Annotated in this window: 17 protein-coding genes and 1 pseudogene; 10 read left to right on the top strand and 8 right to left on the bottom strand. The window is 42.6% G+C overall.

The window, feature by feature from the left end; translation table 11 throughout:
- Window positions 1–9: 9 nt before the first annotated feature.
- The 3 genes from NMG48_RS16930 (at window position 10) to dnaG (ending at window position 5,830) form a co-directional block, all read left to right on the top strand.
- Complete coding sequence (locus NMG48_RS16930; protein WP_271252629.1) at window positions 10–723, top strand: tetratricopeptide repeat protein; 714 nt, start codon at window positions 10–12, stop codon at window positions 721–723.
- A gap of 345 nt (window positions 724–1,068) precedes the next feature.
- Window positions 1,069–3,693 carry a DEAD/DEAH box helicase gene (locus tag NMG48_RS16925; protein ID WP_271252628.1) on the top strand — a complete coding sequence of 875 codons (2,625 nt, stop codon included), beginning with the start codon at window positions 1,069–1,071 and terminating at the stop codon, window positions 3,691–3,693.
- 172 nt (window positions 3,694–3,865) lie between these two features.
- The gene (dnaG, locus tag NMG48_RS16920; RefSeq protein ID WP_271252627.1) at window positions 3,866–5,830 is read left to right on the top strand and encodes a DNA primase; all 1,965 of its coding nucleotides are present in this window, start codon (window positions 3,866–3,868) and stop codon (window positions 5,828–5,830) included.
- A gap of 1 nt (window position 5,831) precedes the next feature.
- Here dnaG and NMG48_RS16915 read toward each other — a convergent pair whose 3' ends face one another.
- A complete protein-coding gene (locus tag NMG48_RS16915; RefSeq protein ID WP_271252626.1) occupies window positions 5,832–7,046 on the bottom strand; it encodes a chromate transporter in 1,215 nt (404 codons plus the stop codon).
- Window positions 7,047–7,211: 165 nt separating this feature from the next.
- Between NMG48_RS16915 and NMG48_RS16910 the strand changes: the two genes are divergently transcribed.
- The 5 genes from NMG48_RS16910 (at window position 7,212) to NMG48_RS16890 (ending at window position 9,298) form a co-directional block, all read left to right on the top strand.
- On the top strand, window positions 7,212–7,787 hold the full coding sequence (locus tag NMG48_RS16910) for a gamma-glutamylcyclotransferase family protein (protein ID WP_271252625.1): 576 nt from the start codon (window positions 7,212–7,214) through the stop codon (window positions 7,785–7,787).
- 271 nt (window positions 7,788–8,058) lie between these two features.
- Window positions 8,059–8,229 carry a hypothetical protein gene (locus NMG48_RS16905; RefSeq protein WP_271252624.1) on the top strand — a complete coding sequence of 57 codons (171 nt, stop codon included), beginning with the start codon at window positions 8,059–8,061 and terminating at the stop codon, window positions 8,227–8,229.
- 49 nt (window positions 8,230–8,278) lie between these two features.
- Complete coding sequence (locus tag NMG48_RS16900; RefSeq protein ID WP_271252623.1) at window positions 8,279–8,542, top strand: hypothetical protein; 264 nt, start codon at window positions 8,279–8,281, stop codon at window positions 8,540–8,542.
- Window positions 8,523–8,786, top strand: a complete 264-nt coding sequence (locus NMG48_RS16895; protein ID WP_271252622.1) for a Txe/YoeB family addiction module toxin — start codon at window positions 8,523–8,525, stop codon at window positions 8,784–8,786. The genes NMG48_RS16900 and NMG48_RS16895 overlap by 20 nt, the downstream gene beginning before the upstream one ends.
- A 377-nt stretch (window positions 8,787–9,163) precedes the next feature.
- Entirely contained in the window at window positions 9,164–9,298 is a 135-nt protein-coding gene (locus NMG48_RS16890) for a hypothetical protein (RefSeq protein WP_271252621.1), read from the top strand.
- Between the two features lie 38 nt (window positions 9,299–9,336).
- On the opposite strand, the gene NMG48_RS16885 is transcribed toward NMG48_RS16890, so the two are convergent.
- The 6 genes and pseudogenes from NMG48_RS16885 to NMG48_RS16865 all read right to left on the bottom strand — a co-directional run bounded on the left by NMG48_RS16885 (window position 9,337) and on the right by NMG48_RS16865 (window position 18,564).
- Window positions 9,337–12,198, bottom strand: coding sequence for a pentapeptide repeat-containing protein (locus tag NMG48_RS16885; protein WP_271252620.1), 2,862 nt, complete (start codon window positions 12,196–12,198; stop codon window positions 9,337–9,339).
- A gap of 231 nt (window positions 12,199–12,429) precedes the next feature.
- A complete protein-coding gene (locus tag NMG48_RS16880) occupies window positions 12,430–12,699 on the bottom strand; it encodes a type II toxin-antitoxin system RelE family toxin (protein ID WP_055076953.1) in 270 nt (89 codons plus the stop codon).
- Window positions 12,696–12,992 carry a hypothetical protein gene (locus NMG48_RS16875; RefSeq protein WP_271252619.1) on the bottom strand — a complete coding sequence of 99 codons (297 nt, stop codon included), beginning with the start codon at window positions 12,990–12,992 and terminating at the stop codon, window positions 12,696–12,698. The genes NMG48_RS16880 and NMG48_RS16875 overlap by 4 nt, the downstream gene beginning before the upstream one ends.
- 42 nt (window positions 12,993–13,034) lie before the next feature.
- The gene (locus NMG48_RS21855) at window positions 13,035–14,762 is read right to left on the bottom strand and encodes an LAGLIDADG family homing endonuclease (RefSeq protein WP_441339196.1); all 1,728 of its coding nucleotides are present in this window, start codon (window positions 14,760–14,762) and stop codon (window positions 13,035–13,037) included.
- Window positions 14,760–16,829: pseudogene (gene dnaE / locus NMG48_RS21850) on the bottom strand (DNA polymerase III subunit alpha); the annotation flags it as partial. The gene NMG48_RS21855 and the pseudogene dnaE, both read right to left, overlap by 3 nt.
- Before the next feature lie 160 nt (window positions 16,830–16,989).
- Window positions 16,990–18,564 (bottom strand): DEAD/DEAH box helicase, encoded by a 1,575-nt coding sequence (locus NMG48_RS16865; protein WP_271252617.1) that lies wholly within the window; start codon window positions 18,562–18,564, stop codon window positions 16,990–16,992.
- A gap of 160 nt (window positions 18,565–18,724) precedes the next feature.
- Here NMG48_RS16865 and NMG48_RS16860 point away from each other — a divergent pair, with 160 nt between their 5' ends.
- Window positions 18,725–19,144 carry a XisH family protein gene (locus NMG48_RS16860; RefSeq protein WP_271252616.1) on the top strand — a complete coding sequence of 140 codons (420 nt, stop codon included), beginning with the start codon at window positions 18,725–18,727 and terminating at the stop codon, window positions 19,142–19,144.
- The gene (locus tag NMG48_RS16855) at window positions 19,132–19,467 is read left to right on the top strand and encodes a XisI protein (protein ID WP_271252615.1); all 336 of its coding nucleotides are present in this window, start codon (window positions 19,132–19,134) and stop codon (window positions 19,465–19,467) included. The genes NMG48_RS16860 and NMG48_RS16855 overlap by 13 nt, the downstream gene beginning before the upstream one ends.
- 120 nt (window positions 19,468–19,587) lie before the next feature.
- Here the strand turns inward: NMG48_RS16855 and NMG48_RS16850 are convergent, their stop codons facing one another.
- Entirely contained in the window at window positions 19,588–19,722 is a 135-nt protein-coding gene (locus tag NMG48_RS16850; RefSeq protein ID WP_271252614.1) for a hypothetical protein, read from the bottom strand.
- Window positions 19,723–19,746 lie beyond the last annotated feature (24 nt).

The following is a 19,746-nucleotide window of genomic DNA, read 5'->3' as shown; positions in this document are numbered from 1 at the left end:
TCTCAAGCTATGGCAAAAAGTAATCAAAAAATCGTAGTTTTCATAGTTGTCTTTTTGCTCGTTGGTGGATTGGCAGCAGTAACCTATTTTCTACTCCAACCCAAGACAGACAATCCTGCTTTAACGCCAACAAGTGAGATTGCACCAACACCTAAATCCGACAAAGATATCAAAGCCCAAGCCCTAGCCAACAGTGGTAGCGAAAAAGCTGCGAAGAAAGATTACAAAGGGGCGATCGTGGACTGGAGTGACGCAATCAGGCTCAATCCTGAATATTTTCTTTATGCTTACAATCGCGAAGCTGCTAAGAAGGATGATCACAAGCAAGCGATCAGCTCTCAACTCGATGATGCTAAAGCCTATAGCGATCGCGGTCTCGTAAAGTACACCTTAAAAGATTATCAGGGCGCGATCACAGACTGGAATGAAGCGATTCGCCTTAAGCCCGACTTTGCTCTTGCCTACTACAATCGTGGGGTTGCGAAATATACCTTAGGTGATCCGAAGGGAGCGATCGCTGATTATAACGAAGCGCTGAAGATTGATCGCAATTGGGGAATTAGAAGTGCTGCCGCCGCCTACTACAATCGTGGTTTAGCCAAATCTAATTTAAAAGACAAACAGGGAGAAAAATCAGACTTAAAGAAAGCTGCTGAACTCTTTAAGCAGCAAGGTGATTTAGAACAATATAATATTGTCCTTAAGGAGATCGGTAAGCCTTAAGCATGAATTAAAAGAATGAAAAGGGTTGCAAAGCAACCCTTTTCATTCTTTTAATTCATGTGCGTCCCTAAACAAAATTTGGCTATAGAGCCAAAACCTGTAGCGCACGCGCAGCGTGCGCTACAGGTTTTGGAGTTTTATATTTAATTGCGCTCAGCTACTTACAGTCCTATTGGTATTAGTTTTGGCAATTCTAAGCAATGGGATACTATAGAAGGCTAAGCAAGTATTTACAGTCACTTGCAACTCGCTCAATCTTTAAATTTTCGTTAATTGCTACGCCCAGCACCGTAATTAGCGAAAAGATAGAATCAGACTCAAGTATATTTACTCAGGCAGAAGTGCGTGCAAGCATTAGACCCACAAGAACTATATCCATTTCAACTTGACCAGTTTCAGTTACAGGCGATCGCCGCCTTGCAAGCAGGTAAGTCGGTCGTTGTTTGTGCGCCCACTGGTTCAGGAAAAACCTTAATCGGCGAATATGCTATCCATGCAGCACTAGCAGGCAATCGGCGCGTTTTTTATACCACGCCTCTCAAAGCCCTCTCCAACCAGAAATTGCGCGACTTTCGGCAACAGTTTGGAGAGAGCAATGTGGGCTTGCTAACGGGGGATACCTCTGTAAATCGTGATGCACCGATTTTGGTGATGACCACCGAGATCTTTCGGAACATGCTCTATGGCACTCCCATTGGTGAAGTGGGTACTTCCCTCACGGACGTGGAAGTGGTAGTACTGGATGAATGCCACTACATGAACGATCGCCAACGCGGTACAGTTTGGGAAGAATCCATTGTGTATTGTCCTGCGGAAGTGCAGTTGGTGGCACTCTCAGCAACCGTGGCAAATAGCCAACAACTAACCGACTGGATTCACAAAGTACATAGTGATACAGAATTAATCTATTCAGATTTTCGACCAGTTCCTCTACAACATTCTTTTTGTAATAGCAAAGGTTTCTTCCCTCTATTAGACAGTTCCAATCAAAAAATTAATCCGCGCCTCAAGCCTCTTACCAATAAACCACCAACCAAAGAAGAAAGACATAAAATTGTTCCTGCGATCGGAGCCGTCATTTCCCATCTACGTCAGCGAGATATGCTCCCCGCAATCTACTTCATCTTTAGCCGTCGGGGTTGTGATAAGTCCGTAGCCGATTTAGGTAATGTCTCTCTCGTTAATGCCGAAGAGTCACTGCGCCTCAAACCCCAAATTGATGCCTTCATCGCTGCGAATCCTGAGATTGGTAAACCTCTGCATATTGATGCCCTCTATCGTGGCATCGCCGCCCATCACGCAGGGATTTTACCCGCATGGAAAGGCTTTGTCGAAGAGTTGTTTCAACAAGGTCTAATTAAAGTTGTATTTGCGACGGAAACTCTGGCAGCAGGAATTAATATGCCCGCTAGAACTACAGTGATTTCCAGTATTTCCAAACGTACCGATCGCGGACATCGGTTGCTTACTGCTTCGGAGTTTCTGCAAATGGCAGGCAGAGCAGGACGAAGAGGAATGGATGAAGTTGGCTATGTTGTGACAGTACAAACTCCCTTTGAAGGTGCGAAGGAAGCCGCCCATCTTGCCACATCCTCTGCTGATCCGCTCGTGAGCCAGTTTGCACCTAGCTACGGGATGGTGATGAACTTGCTGCAAACTCACTCCCTCGATCAAGCTAGAGATCTGGTAGAGCGTAGCTTTGGTCAATATCTCGCTGATCTTAATCTTGCACCTCAAATCCAGAATCTAGAATTGGTAATAGAACAAATTGCTAAATTAGAAAAGGATCTTGCTTCCGTTGATTTGAAACAATTGGAAGTTTATGACAAATTACGCGATCGCCTTCGAGAAGAACGGCGACTGCTCAAGCTTCTTGCCCAGCAAGCTGAAGAGACCCGTCTCCATGATTTAGCATCCTATGCGCCCTATTTACTATCAGGTTCACCGCTGACAATTCGCACCAATAAAGGCTTGATCGTACATACGGTGCTGGCAGCAAAGGTGCAAGGTTCTGGACAATTCCCTTGGTTTGTCTGTCTTGGGCGCGATAATCGCTGGTATGTGGCAGGTTACAAAGATATTGTCCTCGTTGGTAGTGATTTACTACTTGACGGTGATATCGAATATCCAGCCAAGTTGACATTAAAACCGGGGCAATCCATTGATGGCGATGAGACTAGTTTAGCGATCGCCCAAAAAATTACGCCACTGCCCGATCCAGATTTAGCTCCTGAAGTGATCAAGCAACAGGCAAAAGTGATGGCGATCGAATCGGAAATGGATAAGCATCCTGTCTCGAAAATGAGCGATCGCGGTGCAGTATTCAAAAAAGTAAATCGCCTCGAACAGTTGCAACGCCAAATCGAATTTCAGCAAAAGGTGGTCAATGAACGCCGACAGAGACATTGGCAAGAGTTCATGAGCTTAGTCAATATTCTGCAATCCTATGGCTGCCTTCAAGAAACTCAGCCGACGGCAACGGGTCAAGTTGTCGCCGCATTACGGGGTGAAAATGAACTTTGGTTAGCACTAGCCCTGATTTCAGGCGAGTTAGATAATCTCTTACCCCATCATCTTGCTACTGTCTGCGCCGCGATCGTTAGTGAAAATAGTCGTCCAGACAACTGGATCAAGTTTGGTTTATCGCCAACGGTTGAAGATGCCCTCGATGGTTTACGCGATCGCCGTCGTGAGTTGATGCAGGTACAGCGTCGTCATTTAGTCGATATTCCTGCATGGTTAGATTACGAGCTGACGGGACTAGTCGAGCAGTGGGCGTTGGGAATGGAATGGGTGGAGCTATGTCAAAACACAAATCTTGATGAAGGTGATATTGTGCGCCTCATGCGCCGCACTATTGATTTGCTATACCAAATTCCCCATGTGCCGAATTTGCCATCACAGCTTTATCAAACCGCCAAACAAGCTGCTCAGTTAATAGATCGCTTCCCTGTTAATGAAGTAATTTAAAAAGATGGTTGGCGCAAAGCGCCAACCATCTTTAGGGGTAATTTAAAAGGATAGTCGGTGCGAAGCGCCGATTATCTTTATGACTATCAATTTAGGGGATCAGAAATTATGATGTTGACTGCGATAAAATAATAAGAACATAACTGCGGTTTTCAAATAGGCGATCGCGATCATGTCTGCACAATTCCAGATCCACAAAGATACTATTGACCAAGTAAGTCAAAGAGCAGACATTGTAGATATCGTGTCTGAACGAGTTGTGCTACGCAAAAGTGGGGCGAATTTTCGGGGAGCCTGCCCTTTTCATAATGGGACAAACGCCACAGCTTTAACGGTTAATCCATCGCGGCAAATGTATCACTGCTTTAACTGTGGGGCAGCAGGTGGTGCAGTTAAGTTCTTAATGGAGATCGATAAGCGATCGTTCTCTGACGTAGTTTTAGATTTAGCAAAACGCTATAACGTTCCCATTCAAACCGTTGAGCCAGAAAAAGCGAAGGAAATCCAGCGTCAAATTTCCCATCGCGATCGCCTATACGAGGTGATGGCATTAACGACAAGTTTTTATCAACATGCACTGTATGCGCCACAGGGACGTGAGGCTCTAGCTTATCTCACCGAAAAGCGGCAAATGAGCAAAGAGACAATTCAGAAATTTCAACTGGGTTATGCGCCTGCGGGTTGGGAAACCCTGACGGGATATCTAGTGCAGCAAAAACAGATTCCCATGAAGTTAGTGGAAGAAGCGGGGCTAATCGTGCCGCGTAAAACAGGTAATGGCTTTTACGATCGCTTTCGCGATCGCTTGATGATTCCCATTCACGATACTCGCGGTCGGGTAATTGCCTTTGGTGGGCGCTCCCTTGGTGATGAAGAACCTAAATATTTAAACTCTCCTGAAACGGAACTCTTTAGTAAGGGGACAGTTCTCTTTGCGATGGATAAGGCACGAGATGAAATTGCCAAATCCGATCAAGCGATTGTGGTGGAAGGCTATTTTGATGCGATCGCGTTGCATCAAGCAGGAATTGGTCAAGCGATCGCCACGATGGGTGTCGCCCTCAATGCCGACCAAATGAAGCAACTACTGCGCTATACCGAATCGAAAAATGTAATTTTAAACTTCGATGCGGACAAGGCAGGAATTACGGCAGCAGAAAAGGCGATCGCAGGTTTTAAGGAATTAGTCTTTAACGGCATGGTGCAATTACGGGTGTTGACGATGCCCGATGGCAAAGATGCCGATGAATATCTCAAACAACACAGCGCTGAGGCATATCGAGATTTGCTCAAAAATGCGTCCCTATTTCTCGATTGGCAGATTGATCAAATCCTTGCAGGGCAGGATCTTAACCAAGCCGATCGCTTTCAAAAGAGTAGTCAAGCGATCGCCCAATTATTAAATAATCTACCCGTTGATTCCTTTTTTCGCACCCATTACATTCATACTTCTGCTCAAAAGTTATCCCAAGGAAATTCCTATTTAGCATTGCGCCTAGAGCAAGATCTCCGCCGCCAGTTACGCAATACACGCTGGAATAGCAATAAGCCTGCCCCTTCTCTGACCACTACCACCAACGCCTTACATATTGCCGAAACTCAACTTTTACAAATCTATCTCCATTTTCCCCAGCATCGCGCCTATTTATATCAAGAGATTGCCGAAGAAGAGAATATTGAATTTACGCAATCTAATCATCGCTATCTTTGGCAAACAATTCTCAATCTGCTCCAAGCAAACAAAACTTCCCTTGCTGCCGAAGAACCCTATCCCGATCATTTAGTGCAGCAATTACAGATTCTCTGTGCCGAGAAGGAAGATGTTGCCCAACAATTGCAGCATTTACTCTGGCTTGATGAAAACTCCCGTATTGGTTTATTGCGTCCGCAAATTGTTGTCAGAACTGCGATCGCCAAGATTCAATACATCATGTGCGAGAAACATGAAAAGGACTGGCTCAGCAAATATCAAACTGTTGATGTAATTGCTAATCCAGAGTTTGGTTATGAATGTCAAGCCAAAATTAAGGAAGCAAGACAACGTAAAGCGGAAATTCGTAAACAGATAGAAGTTAATTATCTTGATCTCTCTGGTACTGGTGCTAGTACAAGTGAGAAGAATATCATTGAGTTTTAAGTCAATGATTAAACTTAAGCAGCCAACCGATCGCGCCGCCAGCGATTACTAACCAAGCTGAATTAACTTTAGGAAATTTCAGGAGAATGGCAAGACTAGCGATCGCAATCACGATTGTCCAAATATCAATCAAAGTGCCACGTCCTAGCTCCCAAGCTACGGCTGCCATTAGACCAATGGAAGCTGCATTCACTCCGTCAAGAAAACCTGCTGTCCAAGGAGATTTTCGTAGTTGGGAGACAAAGGGATTAATGGCAGGAACGAGAATAAATGCTGGCAAAAAAATTCCAATCGTGGCGGCGATCGCGCCCAAATGCCCTGCCAAGATATAACCGATAAACGTAGCTGTAGTTAATACTGGACCTGGGGTAAACTGCCCGATCGCTATAGCATCTAATAACTGTTGTGAAGTTAGCCAATGGGTGCGATCGACGAATTCTTGTTGTACAAAAGCTAACAGTACATAGCCACTACCATAGAGAACAGAGCCGATTTTGAGAAAGCTGAGAAATACGGCTGTCCAAGTTTTAGGATGGGCTTCAGTAGCGATCGCTCCTAAGGGAAAAGAGGAAAGAGGAAAAAGGAAGATTGAGAGGGATTTGGAGTTTCCTTTAGATAAATTACCTACTAGACTAATAGCAACACCTGCCCCTAGCATCAGCACAATTTCATTGATTTTGAGAAAATATAAACCTAAAACGAAAATGCCTACGCACCAAGTTGGGATATTTTTTAATGCTGATTTTCCTAGCTTCCATAGCGCTTGAGCAATAATCGCAATAATTACAGGTTTGACTCCATACAGCAACCAACCAACCGCAGGCACTGTTTGGTATTCCATATAAATAATTGCTAATCCCCATACCAACAGCATCGCAGGAATGATAAAGCAAGCTCCCGCTACGATTGCCCCTTGCCATCCTGCTTGTTCTAAACCCACATGGATTGCTAACTCCGTTGAGTTTGGTCCAGGGATTAAATTGCTAATACTCAACATATCCAAAAGTTTCTCTCGACTGAGCCAGCGACGATTTTGGACTACTTCTAAATCAATCTGAGCAATATGGGCAGCAGGACCTCCGAAGGCGATCGTTCCTAATTTGGCAAAAACTAAGGCTAAATCCCATAAAGAAGTCTTGTTAGATAACTGAGTTTCCTGAGCTTGAGCATCTAAGAAATTTTCTGGTTCCGAATCGTGTTTTGTATACTCAGGCATATTTTTTTCTAATTATGTGCGACATACTCAGTTAGTTAACCTATCAATAGGGTCTATAAGGATCTAAAAAACTCGTCTAATAGTTAATTCTGATGAGCATACACAAAGCCCTATACTTCTTGTAGGTATCCCAGAATACTAAATAGTTTTTGCCAAGCAACAGATATGGTAGATTCGCTTAAATCACAGCAGATACAACAGTTACAGACTTCAGCAAATCCTGATTCGCAGTTATGTCGTCAATCTGAGCCGATGTTTTACTACTTTGCTTATGGCTCCTGTATGTGTCCTGTGGATTTAAAGAGAACTCTGGGTGAGCCAACTCATAACTATGTTGTTGGTGTGGCGCGTTTAAGTGGTTATAAACTTGGTTTTTACTATCGATCGCCTCATCGTGGTTGTGGTTGCTTAGATATTGTTAAAGATCCCAATTCCTATGTAGAAGGGGTTTTATATTGCTTACCGATGCGTTTAAGCGATCGCTTGGATATTCGTGAAGATGTATCGCACGGTGGCTATCAACATGAGTTGATCAATGTCACTGTTGATGACAAGGTTTATCCAAATGTGAGAACCTATAGCGTTGTTAATAAGCTTGCTCGCGAACTTGCGCCGAATGATTGGTATTCCAATGTGGTACTTCGTGGTGCATCTACTTGCGGCTTGACCGAGAAGTACTTTTGGCAATTGTTCTATCACATTTACAAATTACAGTCCTATAGCTATCAAGAATGTGGCTAAGTTGATAGAAATCTAATAGAAACTACGCTTAAAAAATTTAGCGATCGCAAATCTCTCCACAAAAAATCTCGATCTGCAAATGCTGAACCCTCTTTGCTTTTAGCGATAAATTATTCCTGCGGTTGGGGATTTTGAGTTAATGTGTGAGGCTTTGGGCTAAGCATTCCCAATTTGAGGGTATCTAAAAAATCATAAACATTTTCGGGAATGCTTAGCCGCTACGGAAAAAATTGCTAAAATTTTAGGAACTTATAGCGAGGCTGGGTGCGTGATGAGTTGGTTTAAGGGTTTGTTTGGTGGTAAATCGGACAGGTCGCAGTCTCTTGTTCCTTTAACCGATCGCGAATACAAGCAGTTATTTGATCAAGTTCTGCAAGGTGTTGCGGAGAATTGGGATGAGCAGAGGTTATTAAAACTCTTAGGCGATCGCTGTTATGTATAGCTCGGTAAAAATTTATAAGCTATGCTTAAATGGCAAGGAGGATAAATGTATGACGATCAAAGAGCAATTAATTCGCGAAATTGAGCAAGCACCTGAATCATCGCTGATTAGATTTATGCAGATTTGGCAGTTTGCTAAGCAATCAAGTTTTACGGCAATTAGTTCTGAAGATTGGGAACAATATCAGGAAACTTTGTTTGTTTTACAAAATGATGATCTTATGAAACAGATATCTCGTTCTATGGCAACCCATGAAGAACGACAAGGTTATCAGCCTAGTAAGGAAGAGATGGATGAGATACTTAGTTTTTGAGGGTGATACATGGGAGGCTTATGAGGATCTCAGACAGAAAGATAAGAACCTTCACAAGAATCTTTGTAAAATCATCAAAGAGTTACTGCGGGACGATCCTGCTAAGGGTATAGGTAAACCAGAGCCGCTAAAGCATAATTTGTCTGGCTTATGGTCAAGGCGAATTTCTCAGAAAGATCGACTCGTCTATAAATTCGATGATAAGTACGTTTATATATTTGCGATCGCTGGTCATTATGATTAAAGGAATTCCAGTAAGATGCATTCAGCGATCTCTTGAAGAGGTTGCGGCAAGTCGAGATATGTCGATAGATGCAGCGATCGCCCAACACATTAATTAAATACATCCAATCGCCCACATCCCAAATGTAGGGGTTTAGCATTTGCGCTGCGATCGCAAAACACACCACAAAAAATCTCGATCTGCAAATGCTGAACCCTCTTTGCTTTTATCGATAAATTATTCCTGCGGTTTGGGATTTTGGGCTAATGTGTGAGGCTTTGGGCTAAGCATTCCCAATTTGAGGGTATTTAAAAATTCATAAACATTTGTGGGAATGCTTAGCCCCTACGGAAAAAATTGCTAAAATTTCAGGAGCTTATAGCGAGGTTGGGTGCGTGATGAGTTGGTTGAAGGGTTTGTTTGGTGGTAAGTCGGACGGATCGCTGATCGCGAATATGAGCAGTTGTTTCTGCAAGTTCTGCAAGGTGTGGCGGCGAATTGGGATGAGTGATGTGGTGAAATATATATGGTAATTGAGTTGTGACACTTCACCTATTGTTTTGATTAGATCTCATTTAACAGACAATTCTTCTTGAATAACTTCTTTATCCTCTAGAATTGTCCCTGTAAGATTTGTTCCTTCAAGACTTGCTCCTTCAAGATTGGCTCCTTCAAGATTGGCTCCTTCAAGATTGGCTCCTTCAAGATTGGCTCCTTCAAGATTGGCTCCTTCAAGATTGGCTCTTTCAAGATTGGCTCTTTCAAGATTGGCTCTTTCAAGATTGGCTCCTTCAAGATTGGCTAACTCAAGATTGGCTGCTGTGAGATTTGCTTTCACAAGATTTGCTGCTGTGAGATTTGCTTTCACAAGATTTGCTGCTGTGAGATTTGCTTTCATAAGATTTGCTTTCACAAGATTGGATTCTGTGAGATTTACTCCTTCAAGATTGGCTTCTGCGAGAATTGCTTCTGCGAGATTTGCTTTCACAAGATTTGCTTTCGTAAGGCAAGCTAAAACAAATCTTGAGTATCGCAGATCAGAATCGCTAAAATCCCCCTCATAAAAATCTCTTACGTGCAAAATACATTCTGATAGATTTAAATAGCTTAGACAATAAAAAGACATAGGATTAGAATTACCTATTCTTTGCCCCTGAAGTCTTGCTAGCAAAGATCCAAAAGCTTGCACGGTGGGGAATTGAATTTCTGATATTGTTTTAGTCGAACGCTGAAAAGTGCCTAAAACAGCCAGTAAGCTATCTTCAGCATTGCAAGCTTGTCGATTTTCTTCCTGAAAGTCTGGTCTAGGACTTAAACGTTCCATTGGCATTCCATGCTTCATCATGAATCCAATTAGCTCACAAAATGTTTTCTGCCATTTCGCAACCTCAGAGGAATCATGCAACATCTGTAAACGCACTTCATCCATCACAAAGTTGAATAAATATTCATCCATTGCGGATGCGCCACAGAGTAGCGCCCATCGATGCAATGCTTGACGTTCATCCCATCCTTCATCTGGATCGTTTTTACGCTCTGCTAACTTTTTGTCAATAAGCATTACCTCTCGTATAATCCGTCTTGCCGTCAGATATTCACCAAAACTTTTGTGAGTAAATTCAAAAGTATTTTCACCCGAATGATCATGTCCACTTTGACGGAAGTAAAACGCAGTCAATAAGCGCGTAACACTAGTTTTTGAATCCTCTTGAAACCCAGTTTGGAAACGAGTTAACAGACTTTTTAACCCACTATTATCGCAGTGCTTTTCAATGTCCTTGACAGTAGTAGTTCGCCCATTCCCATGCCAAGAAGCAAGAGCAATTTCTTCTAACACCCTCACAAAGTCTTTCTCTTCAATCCCCTGTATTGCAGCGTGTTGATAACCAGCCCAACCCCTTTCATGAATGGCTTTGAGCAAATCAGCATATACAACATTCAGATTGGTTTCCTCTGAAAACTTTAACTCACCACGCTGAAGGCTCAGCGCAACTAGGTAATTAAGCAATGGTTGCGCCGTAATCTCGGTTAGATTTCCTTGGTCTAGCTCTAGTGGTAAACCATCATAACCACGCCCACTTGCTTTACCGTAGTACTGCCACCAAAGCTGTCTTTGGTCTTGCTCTAGTCGCTTTTCAGGATCGAGATACTGTTCGCGCTCATTTTCAGCTAAAAAGTAAGGAAGCACATACAAAATTTGTCCTTCTTTCCGAAAAGCAGTTTCATTTGCCTGTACCACCAGTTCCCGACCACTGATTAACACCTGTAAACAGGCTTTCTGCTGGTTAAATCTATCTACTTTGCGCTGTACCTCACGCACAAAGTCCTGAGCCGTTTTCTCCGCAATCTTGCCCTGCATCGCTAACTCATCCAAGCCATCAAAAATAATCAACAGGCGATCTTCTCGATGATCGGTATCCAAAGGATTGTGGGGTAAGAAACCATCTAAATTTACAAATTTCCCCACCGCATCAATCAGATCCTCCGATGGCTCGAAGTGATGCAACGGAATAAACAAAACTTTGATACTGCCCTGCTCAGCCAACTTCGAGGCAAATATTTTGGTCAAAGAAGACTTGCCACTCCCTGGTCCCCCACTAATGAGTCGAATAGCATCTTCTTTTTTGGGTTTACTTAACCAGTTCTCTAACTCAGTTTCCAAATCAACAACAACTTTTTCGCATTGTTTGCTTCCCATGCTCCTCCCTTCGAGATCGTCATCTTTTTGATTTTCTACTTTGCGCTCGTAGTAAGCCCGAAGCGGCACAAACACTTGCTTCAAACTGAAAGCTTCCAAAAACATCGGTTCTTCAACCTGCTTTTGTAACCAAGTTAAATAGCGCAACCAACCCCTTGCCCGTTCATCAGCTTTAGTAAAGGGAGTATCCAGCTTTTCTTTAAGCGCACCATATTCCTTTGAATGCTTTCCCCATTCATCCTGTAACGCCAATGCAAAATAAATTGGTAGGCGATGGCTAATTGCACCTGCTTCTACCTCACTCAACCCAGAACCTTGTAGCCACTCAGCAAAAGGTGGTTGAATTATTTCAATAACCGATGATCTTTCAGGATGTTCAAAAAAATCGTTGTTGATCGATAAACTACTGTTTGCTAGAGCAGCATTGATTTGCTCCTGTAGTAATTTGAAATTAAACTTGCTCGACTCTAATTCCGTTTTTTCATCAACTAAAGTCTTCATCGCCTGAAGCAACGAGCGATAAACCAACAACCAAGAAGTTTCTTCAGCACCTGCGGCTAAACCTAATGCAGCAAGAGCGTCAATCCCATCCCCTCCAATGCTATCCCACTTGCCAAAAGCAACGTCTATGCCTACTTTGCCTAACGCCTTAGAAAAATCCTTAAAATTCAACGTAATCGATTTCTGAAGTACAGGAACAGGCTTCTTGATGGAAAGTCCAGACTCATTACTCATATCTTCGTCCGTTGTTGAAAGATCTAATTTTGTGGCAACAAATAAATCAAACCAATAAAAATTAGGCTAAATTCATTATTTATTCTGATTTTACCTTAATAATATTGAACAAGCCAAAGAAGATCGCGCAACTCTAAAAAGCCTTAGCAATCACCTAATCTAACCCACGCTCAAAAATCTCATCGATCGCCAGCATCTCACCGTCAGTCGTCATAAACTTATGCACCCTAATCACAAATTGCGATAGACTTCATCATCATTTCGTTTCCCAACTCTAAAAATCCGAATTTCCCCATCTTCCAAAGTATACAAAATTCGATACTCACCAGAGTCAACACGATAACCATTAGGATATCCCTTCAATGCTTTACAGTCCTGTGGTTGAGGATTTTCTAGCAATGCAAAAATTTTAGTTGCAATTTGTTTGAATTGTTTTGGTTGTAAATCTGCAAGCGATTTTTTCGCATCTCTAGCAAACTGTAATGTATAGCGATCGCTCATACTTTTGCAAAGTCCTCTAATCGCACCTCTACGTTATGAGCATTATTGTGAGCCGCGATAACGTCCTCAAAGCTAAAAAACTCATCATTACCAGCAACAGCCTGTTTTAAGAACTTGCTATCGATCGCATCCTCTAACGCTTCAAGTAAATTCACCAAATAATCATAACGAACCATTGCCACCACAGGCTTACCTTCTGATTCAATCACGATTTGAGTTTGACGATCGCTTACCTCATGGACGAGTTTGGATAGCTCTGTACCAACATTTCCTATTTGCAAAACATTAACCATTAGTTTTCGCTCCCAAAGCTTACATTCTATTCTGATTTTAACTCAGTAAAGTTGAACATTTAGTCTAGCGATCGCCAAATCTAACCCACGTTCAAAAATCTCATCGATCGCCAGCATTTCACCATCAGTGGTCATAAACTTATGATCCTTGGTAGCTTTAATGCGATCGCCATTTTCTAGCTCATACTCAAAGACTTCTTGATTGCCGCGATCGTGCCATTGAGCAATAGGTTGCGTATAGACAAATCCATTCTCATCAACACTGTAAACCTGACATTCAATTTGATGTTCTACGATTTTACCGATGGGCATTAAGCCATATTCCACAGTTCGCACCAAAGTATCGTAACTGAGGCAATACTCCGCAAAGAGAACCATCTGATCGAAGAGATCGTTAGAAATTTCTTTTCTAATTCCATTTTTCGCGCAACCATCAAGGAAAATAGAACGCTGTTTTTCCATTTCTTCAGGTTTCTTTTTACCCATCGCTCGACGCAATAAGTCCGCAGCACCAAGGGAATATCCCGCTAATTCCTGAGCCATTTTCATGATCTGCTCTTGATAACAGTTATGAGTAACGACTCCATTAGCAAGAAAATAGGGAGAACTTTGATCTGCCATTTCAATATCAAAGCATTCAGATTCTCCCCAATCTTCAACGGATACCACAAATACTGGACGAGCATCCTGTAGATATGTCTCTGTATAAATTTTTTGATACGCTTCAGCCCAACCTGTAATTTTTGTCGCATATTGCGATCGCACAGGCTTAACCATTACTCCTGATTGCAGAGAACGTTTTGCGGTTTTACGACTTTCTCGATCTGTTGTAGAGATCGCCTCTTCTAACTCTTCCTGCATTCTTAGAGATGGAACAGGAACAAAATTATTCTTTTTCTCTCCAATCAGTTTATTGGGTAATCTTGGCTCCCCAATTAGCTGATAAAAACGGGCAATGTCCGTAATCATTACATGGGTTGAATGCAATGAGTAGGAAATTTTTAGACTACTTAGCAATAGTCCTACTTGTTTAATTAGTTGAGTAGAAATACTACGAAAATAAGGATTTTGCGTATAGGAACCATCGCTATCCCATAGACCTCGCAAAACATCAATGCGATCGCGTTCTTGATAATCAACTATGTCAACAGGTAAGTGCTTATCTTTAGAATTAACTTTCCAATTTCTACCGCCATAGATTTTATCCATGAAAATAGTTAACGGTGTTGGTTGTGGTTGCGTATTGAACTTTGTATAGGCATACCAGCAACGGGTATGAAAATAATGCTTCGGTTCACCTTTCCATGTCTCAGCGATCAGATTAGCAACCCAAATAGCAGTTTCTTCACTAGAGCAAGCAATATTAGGAGAACTAGAGGTCAAGTGCCCGTCACCAACTAATAAACCTAATAGATAGGCTTCATTCGGGTTAAGTGATTTATTATTTTTAGAAGTTTGCCAAGTTTCATAAATGATTGAACCGTTGACATGAGCATTCTTGATATTGCCCAATGGCTTTAATTCATAGGCAAACTGATCGCCTTGTGGTGTGAGAAAACGATGCTCTGGTGTGCAGTAAATTTCTGTGCCTGTTGAAAGCGTGATTTTAACAATCGATTTAATGCCGCTTTGCCATTGTTTTGCAACCTTTGCTGACCATACGTGCTTCCCATCTGAAGAAAGAATTAGATCACCCTTGCGAATATTCTCAATTGTTGTACTTGTGCCATCTGGTCTAGCGATTAAAGTTCCTTTAGCAAGACATAACACACCATAGGTATTGTTTAGAATAGGTTCTAGCGTATGGTGCTGATATTCGATCGCTTCTCGTCCATGCTTACGATTGATGAACTTCGGAATTAGCCCTGCATCTAAAGGTCCGGGACGATAGAGCGCTAGAATTGAAGAGATATCTTCAATATTAGAAGGCTTGAGATCCTTAACGATCTGCTTCATACCTGACGATTCTAATTGGAAGACACCTTCGAGATCGCCTTTTTCTAAGAGCTTATAGGTTTTTTGATTTGCCTCCGTGGACATATCAGGGGCGATCGCATCAATATGAAATTGCGGATCTTGATTGTCTCGAATTAGCTTACTCGTATGCTCAATCGTGGTTAAGTTCCGTAATCCCAAGAAGTCCATTTTTAATAGACCAAGGGATTCTAAATCTTCCATCGTGTATTGGGTGACCACTTGCCCTTCATTACTGCGCTGTAAGGGTACAACTTCATCCAATGGAAACGGAGAAATTACCACCCCTGCCGCATGAACGCCCGAACTTTTGTTCACACCTTCGATCCGCATTGCCATGTCTAGCCATTCAAAGACTTTGGCATCTTGCTTATAGCGATCGCGAAATTCTGGTGCTGGCGACTCCTCCGAAATCATCACCTTTAACTTCGCAGGTTTGCCACGCGACACAGGAATCATCTTCGCCATCTTGTCGGCTTCGCTGTAGGACACATCTAGCACTCGTCCAACATCCTTAAGCACAGCTTTAGAAGTTAAGCGGTTAAAGGTAACAATCTGCGCGACCCTTTCCTGTCCATAGCGCTGAGTCACATAATCAATCAATTCGCCACGGTGATCGATACAGAAGTCCGTATCAATATCAGGCATCGACTTCCGTTCAGGATTGAGAAATCTCTCAAAGAGAAGTCCATGATGGATCGGGTCAATATTCGTAATTCCTAAGGAATATGCAACGAGAGAACCCGCCGCACTACCACGCCCCGGACCTACAGGAATCTGTTTATCTCTAGCATATTTGATATAGTCCCACACCACAAGGAAGTAAGTCGCAAAGCCCATTTGCATGATAATTCCCAATTCAAAGCGCAGACGCTCTTGATAGTTTTGAGGAATTTCTGCATGGGTTTTGACATTAAATCTTTGGAGTAAACCTTGCCATGTGACCTCTTCAAAATAGGTGTCCGCAGTATGTCCTTCAGGAATCGGATAGTCAGCAGCACGGGGATCGCGCATAAGGTCGTAGGGCTTGACTTTATTGGCGGCATGGAGGGTATTCGCGAGCGCTTCCTCAATTAACTCATCTTCCAAATGATCGCGAAATAGCTGCTTCATCTCATCATAGGATTTGAGATATTCCATACCGCTATAACGGAGACGTTTCTCGTCGGAAATTAGCTTTCCTGTTTGGATACAGAGTAGCGCATCGTGGGCTTCCACATCGGAGCAAGAGGTGAAGTGAGAATCATTAGTGGCAATGACGCGAATATCTAATTCCCTTGCAATCTTGAAAATCTCCACATTCACAATCCGATCTTCAGGATAGCCATGATCTTGAATTTCTAAATAATAATCATCGCCAAAATGTTCTTTATACCAAGCCGCTACCCGTCTCGCTTCTTCAGGATCACCTTTCATAATTGCCTGTGGGACTTCTCCTGCTAAACATCCCGAAGTAAGTATCAAACCTTCTTTATATTGCAGCAGATAATCTTTGCTGATGCAGGGACGAGCAAAGATTCCTTTCCCTTGAAAGCCTTGCAAATGGGAAATGGAAGTTAATTTGACGAGATTACGATAGCCCTGTGTATCTTTAGCGAGAACGCATTGGTGATATTTTTTCTTTTTCTCTTGCTTAGTAATGTCCCCATTAAGCACATACATTTCATTGCCAATAATTGGCTTGATTCCTTTAGATTTGCAGGTTTTGATTAGTTCGATCGCCCCATACATCACCCCATGATCGGTTAAGGCGATCGCAGGCATCCCCAATTCCACCGCACGGCTAACTAGATCAGGAATTTGGCTTGCCCCATCAAGCAGGCTGTACTCGGTATGAACGTGTAATCCAACAAATCCAGTCATAGCGCTCTACAAATCAAATCTAAGTAGCTAGATTAGCACGATCTTAAGCTCGATGAGGCTATGCAAAACATGACAAACTTCTACTAAGTAGTTCAACATAATTAAAAACCAAAACTAGAGTGTGGGTTGCCCGCTACGTGGGCGACCCACACTTTTAAGGTTACTGACGTTTGTACTTACGAGAGACATCGACTTTTTGACGTTTAGGAGGAAACCACGATCGCCACACCCAAACCAGAATATTTTCAAGCATTTCCGCTAGCTCGATCGCTGCTTTACTTACCTTTTGCAAAGGTGATAACTGGCGAGATGGGCGGCTAGCTCGGCTGGTTGAAGATACCTTTCGAGATGGACGGGTGGCAACCTTGCGGTTTGGAGCGGCTGGACGTGGCTGGGGCTGAGGCGAGTCTAATGGCGATCGCGGCAGTCTATTTGCAATAGGTCTTGATTGAGTAGGTTGACGATAGGTTTGTTGAGCTAGATGAGTTTCGAGTTCAGTATGAGTGGGGATGTTGTAGAAATCGGCATCGGTTTCATAAATTTCGACACGACGCTTAGGGAAATTGGGTAAATCAATTTGTGGTTTTGCAATAACGGTAATAGGTTCTTCTGTGAAGACTTCTAAAACTGGTTCTAGCTCAGGAACTTCTTCTACTAAACCCTGCAATGTCCAATTCCGTTCTGCCTTGGCTCCACCTAAACGTAAACAGTTACCTGCATGATCGATAACTAGTGCTTTGCGTCCACCCTTGGGACGTAAGCCGCGACCGAGCATTTGCAAATGCAGAGCCACGGACTTAGTGGGGCGACAAAGCTGGATTACTTCGATTTCGGGAACATCAAAGCCTTCAGTGAACAAATTGACATTACAGAGTACGTTAGTTTCGCCAGAGCGAAAGCGTTCGAGGATCGCTTGACGCTCTTTGGGGATAGTTTCACCATCGATATGTTCGGCGGCAATGCCTGCGGTTCGGTAGCGTTCGGCGATTGCCTTGGAATGGTCTAAATTGATCGCAAATACGACACAGCGCTTTGAGTGGGCATGACGCAAATATGCATCGACAGCACAACCAGCTACATAGCGACGATCAATACGCTCTGCTAAGTCCGCTGAATTAAAATCACCCCCTGCAATCCGAATTCCTTCTTCTGTAGGTAAAAAGCTTTCAGGTGCAAGCACATCGTAATCGGCGAGAAATCCGCGCCAAATTAATTCGGATACGGAAGGTCCTACGACTAATGCTTCGTAAAGACGATCAAATCCTCTACCATCCAGTCGCGAAGGTGTAGCCGTAACGCCCAAAATTAAGGCTTCGGGAAAGTAACTCAAAATTTTTAAATAACTTGGGGCAAGGGAAAGGTGAGCTTCATCAACAATCACAAGAGAAATCTCACCTAGATCTATTTCTTGCTTCGCAAGGCGTTTCACCAAGGTTTGTACGGAGGCACATTGCACAGGATTCGCTAGATGCATGGGCTGATCGGCTTTGATGATGCCAACGGGCGATCGCAAAGTTTTTTCTAAAGTATTTTTTGCTTGCCAGAGGAGTTCTTCACGGTGAACTAGTAGGAGAACACGCTGATGGCGATCGTAAAAATGTTTGGCGAGTTCGCTAAAAGTGCGGGTTTTGCCTGAACCTGTGGGCATGGCTAGCAAGATCGCCCGTTTGCCCATGCGCCAAGTTTCATAAATCTCGTCGATGACCCGTTTTTGATAGTCTCTTAGTTCGGACATCCCACGCCTCAAAAAAATCCCTAGTATTATGCCAGAAGTTTCTTAAAACGCATCAAGGATTTTGGATTGGACTGCTAGGAACAGTCTTATGGCTAAATGTTGATGAATCTCAGATTATGTAAAATAGGAGTTAAGCACTTGTGCAATTATTAACTTTCTTATGTCTGCTAAAGATATTTACCACGATGTTGTCAAGACTGCTCTGCAAAAGGATGGTTGGAATATTACGGATGATCCATTAATTCTGACATTTATTCCTAAGCGTCAATTAAAAATTGATTTAGGGGCAGAACGTTTGATCGGTGCTGAGAAAGAAAACCAATATATTGCTGTTGAGATCAAAACGTTTCTTGTGCCTTCTACCCTATCTGAGTTTCATACTGCTCTTGGACAGTTTCTCAACTACCGACTTGCCCTAAAACTTAAACAACCTCATCGACAGTTATTTCTAGCTATTCCCAAGGAAGTTCATCAGAGTTTCTTTACGGAAGAATTTACTCTGCTGAGCGTTGCTGAATACAATCTTCAAATAATGGTTTTTGATGTTCAACGAGAGGAAGTTTTACAATGGATAAATTAACTCTATATCGTCAACATATCCAATCTATTTTAACGCATCACTGTCAGCTCGATCCTGTCGGTGAAGGAATGGAAACCTATACTGTATTTGATATGCAAGGTGATCACTATCAAGTGATTAGTGTCGGTTGGGAAAATGGATTTCGTATGTATGGCTGCTTAATTCATGTGGATATTAAAGATGGGAAAATATGGATTCAATATGATGGAACTGAGTATTCTGTTGCTAACGAATTAATAGATCGCGGCGTACCTAAGCAAGATATTGTCTTGGCGTATCATGCACCCTATGCCAGAAAGTATACAGAGTTTGCTTTAGGTTAATTAAGACTTTTTGTAACAATGAGATTTCCTTAGATGTTCTCTAGCTCAAGGTATTTTATTAAGATGAATTTATGATGCATTTATGCAGCTAATTGAGATTTTGCCAGTGTAAATTTGCCATCATTCTGATGAGTTTTCGTCTAGGTGGATCATTGGACTAGACATAACAACTAATTTAAAATCCTCCCAAAAATCCTTCACCTGTTCAGTAGCGCCCCAATTAGCATCATGCGCTACATCATGAATGATCGCCATGAGGCTATAAAATGTATTGCGAGT

It is taken from the genome of Pseudanabaena sp. Chao 1811 (assembly GCF_027942295.1).
Lineage (GTDB): Bacteria > Cyanobacteriota > Cyanobacteriia > Pseudanabaenales > Pseudanabaenaceae > Pseudanabaena.
Note: the sequence above shows the minus strand (reverse complement) of the source record. Positions and strands in the feature narration are given on the sequence as shown.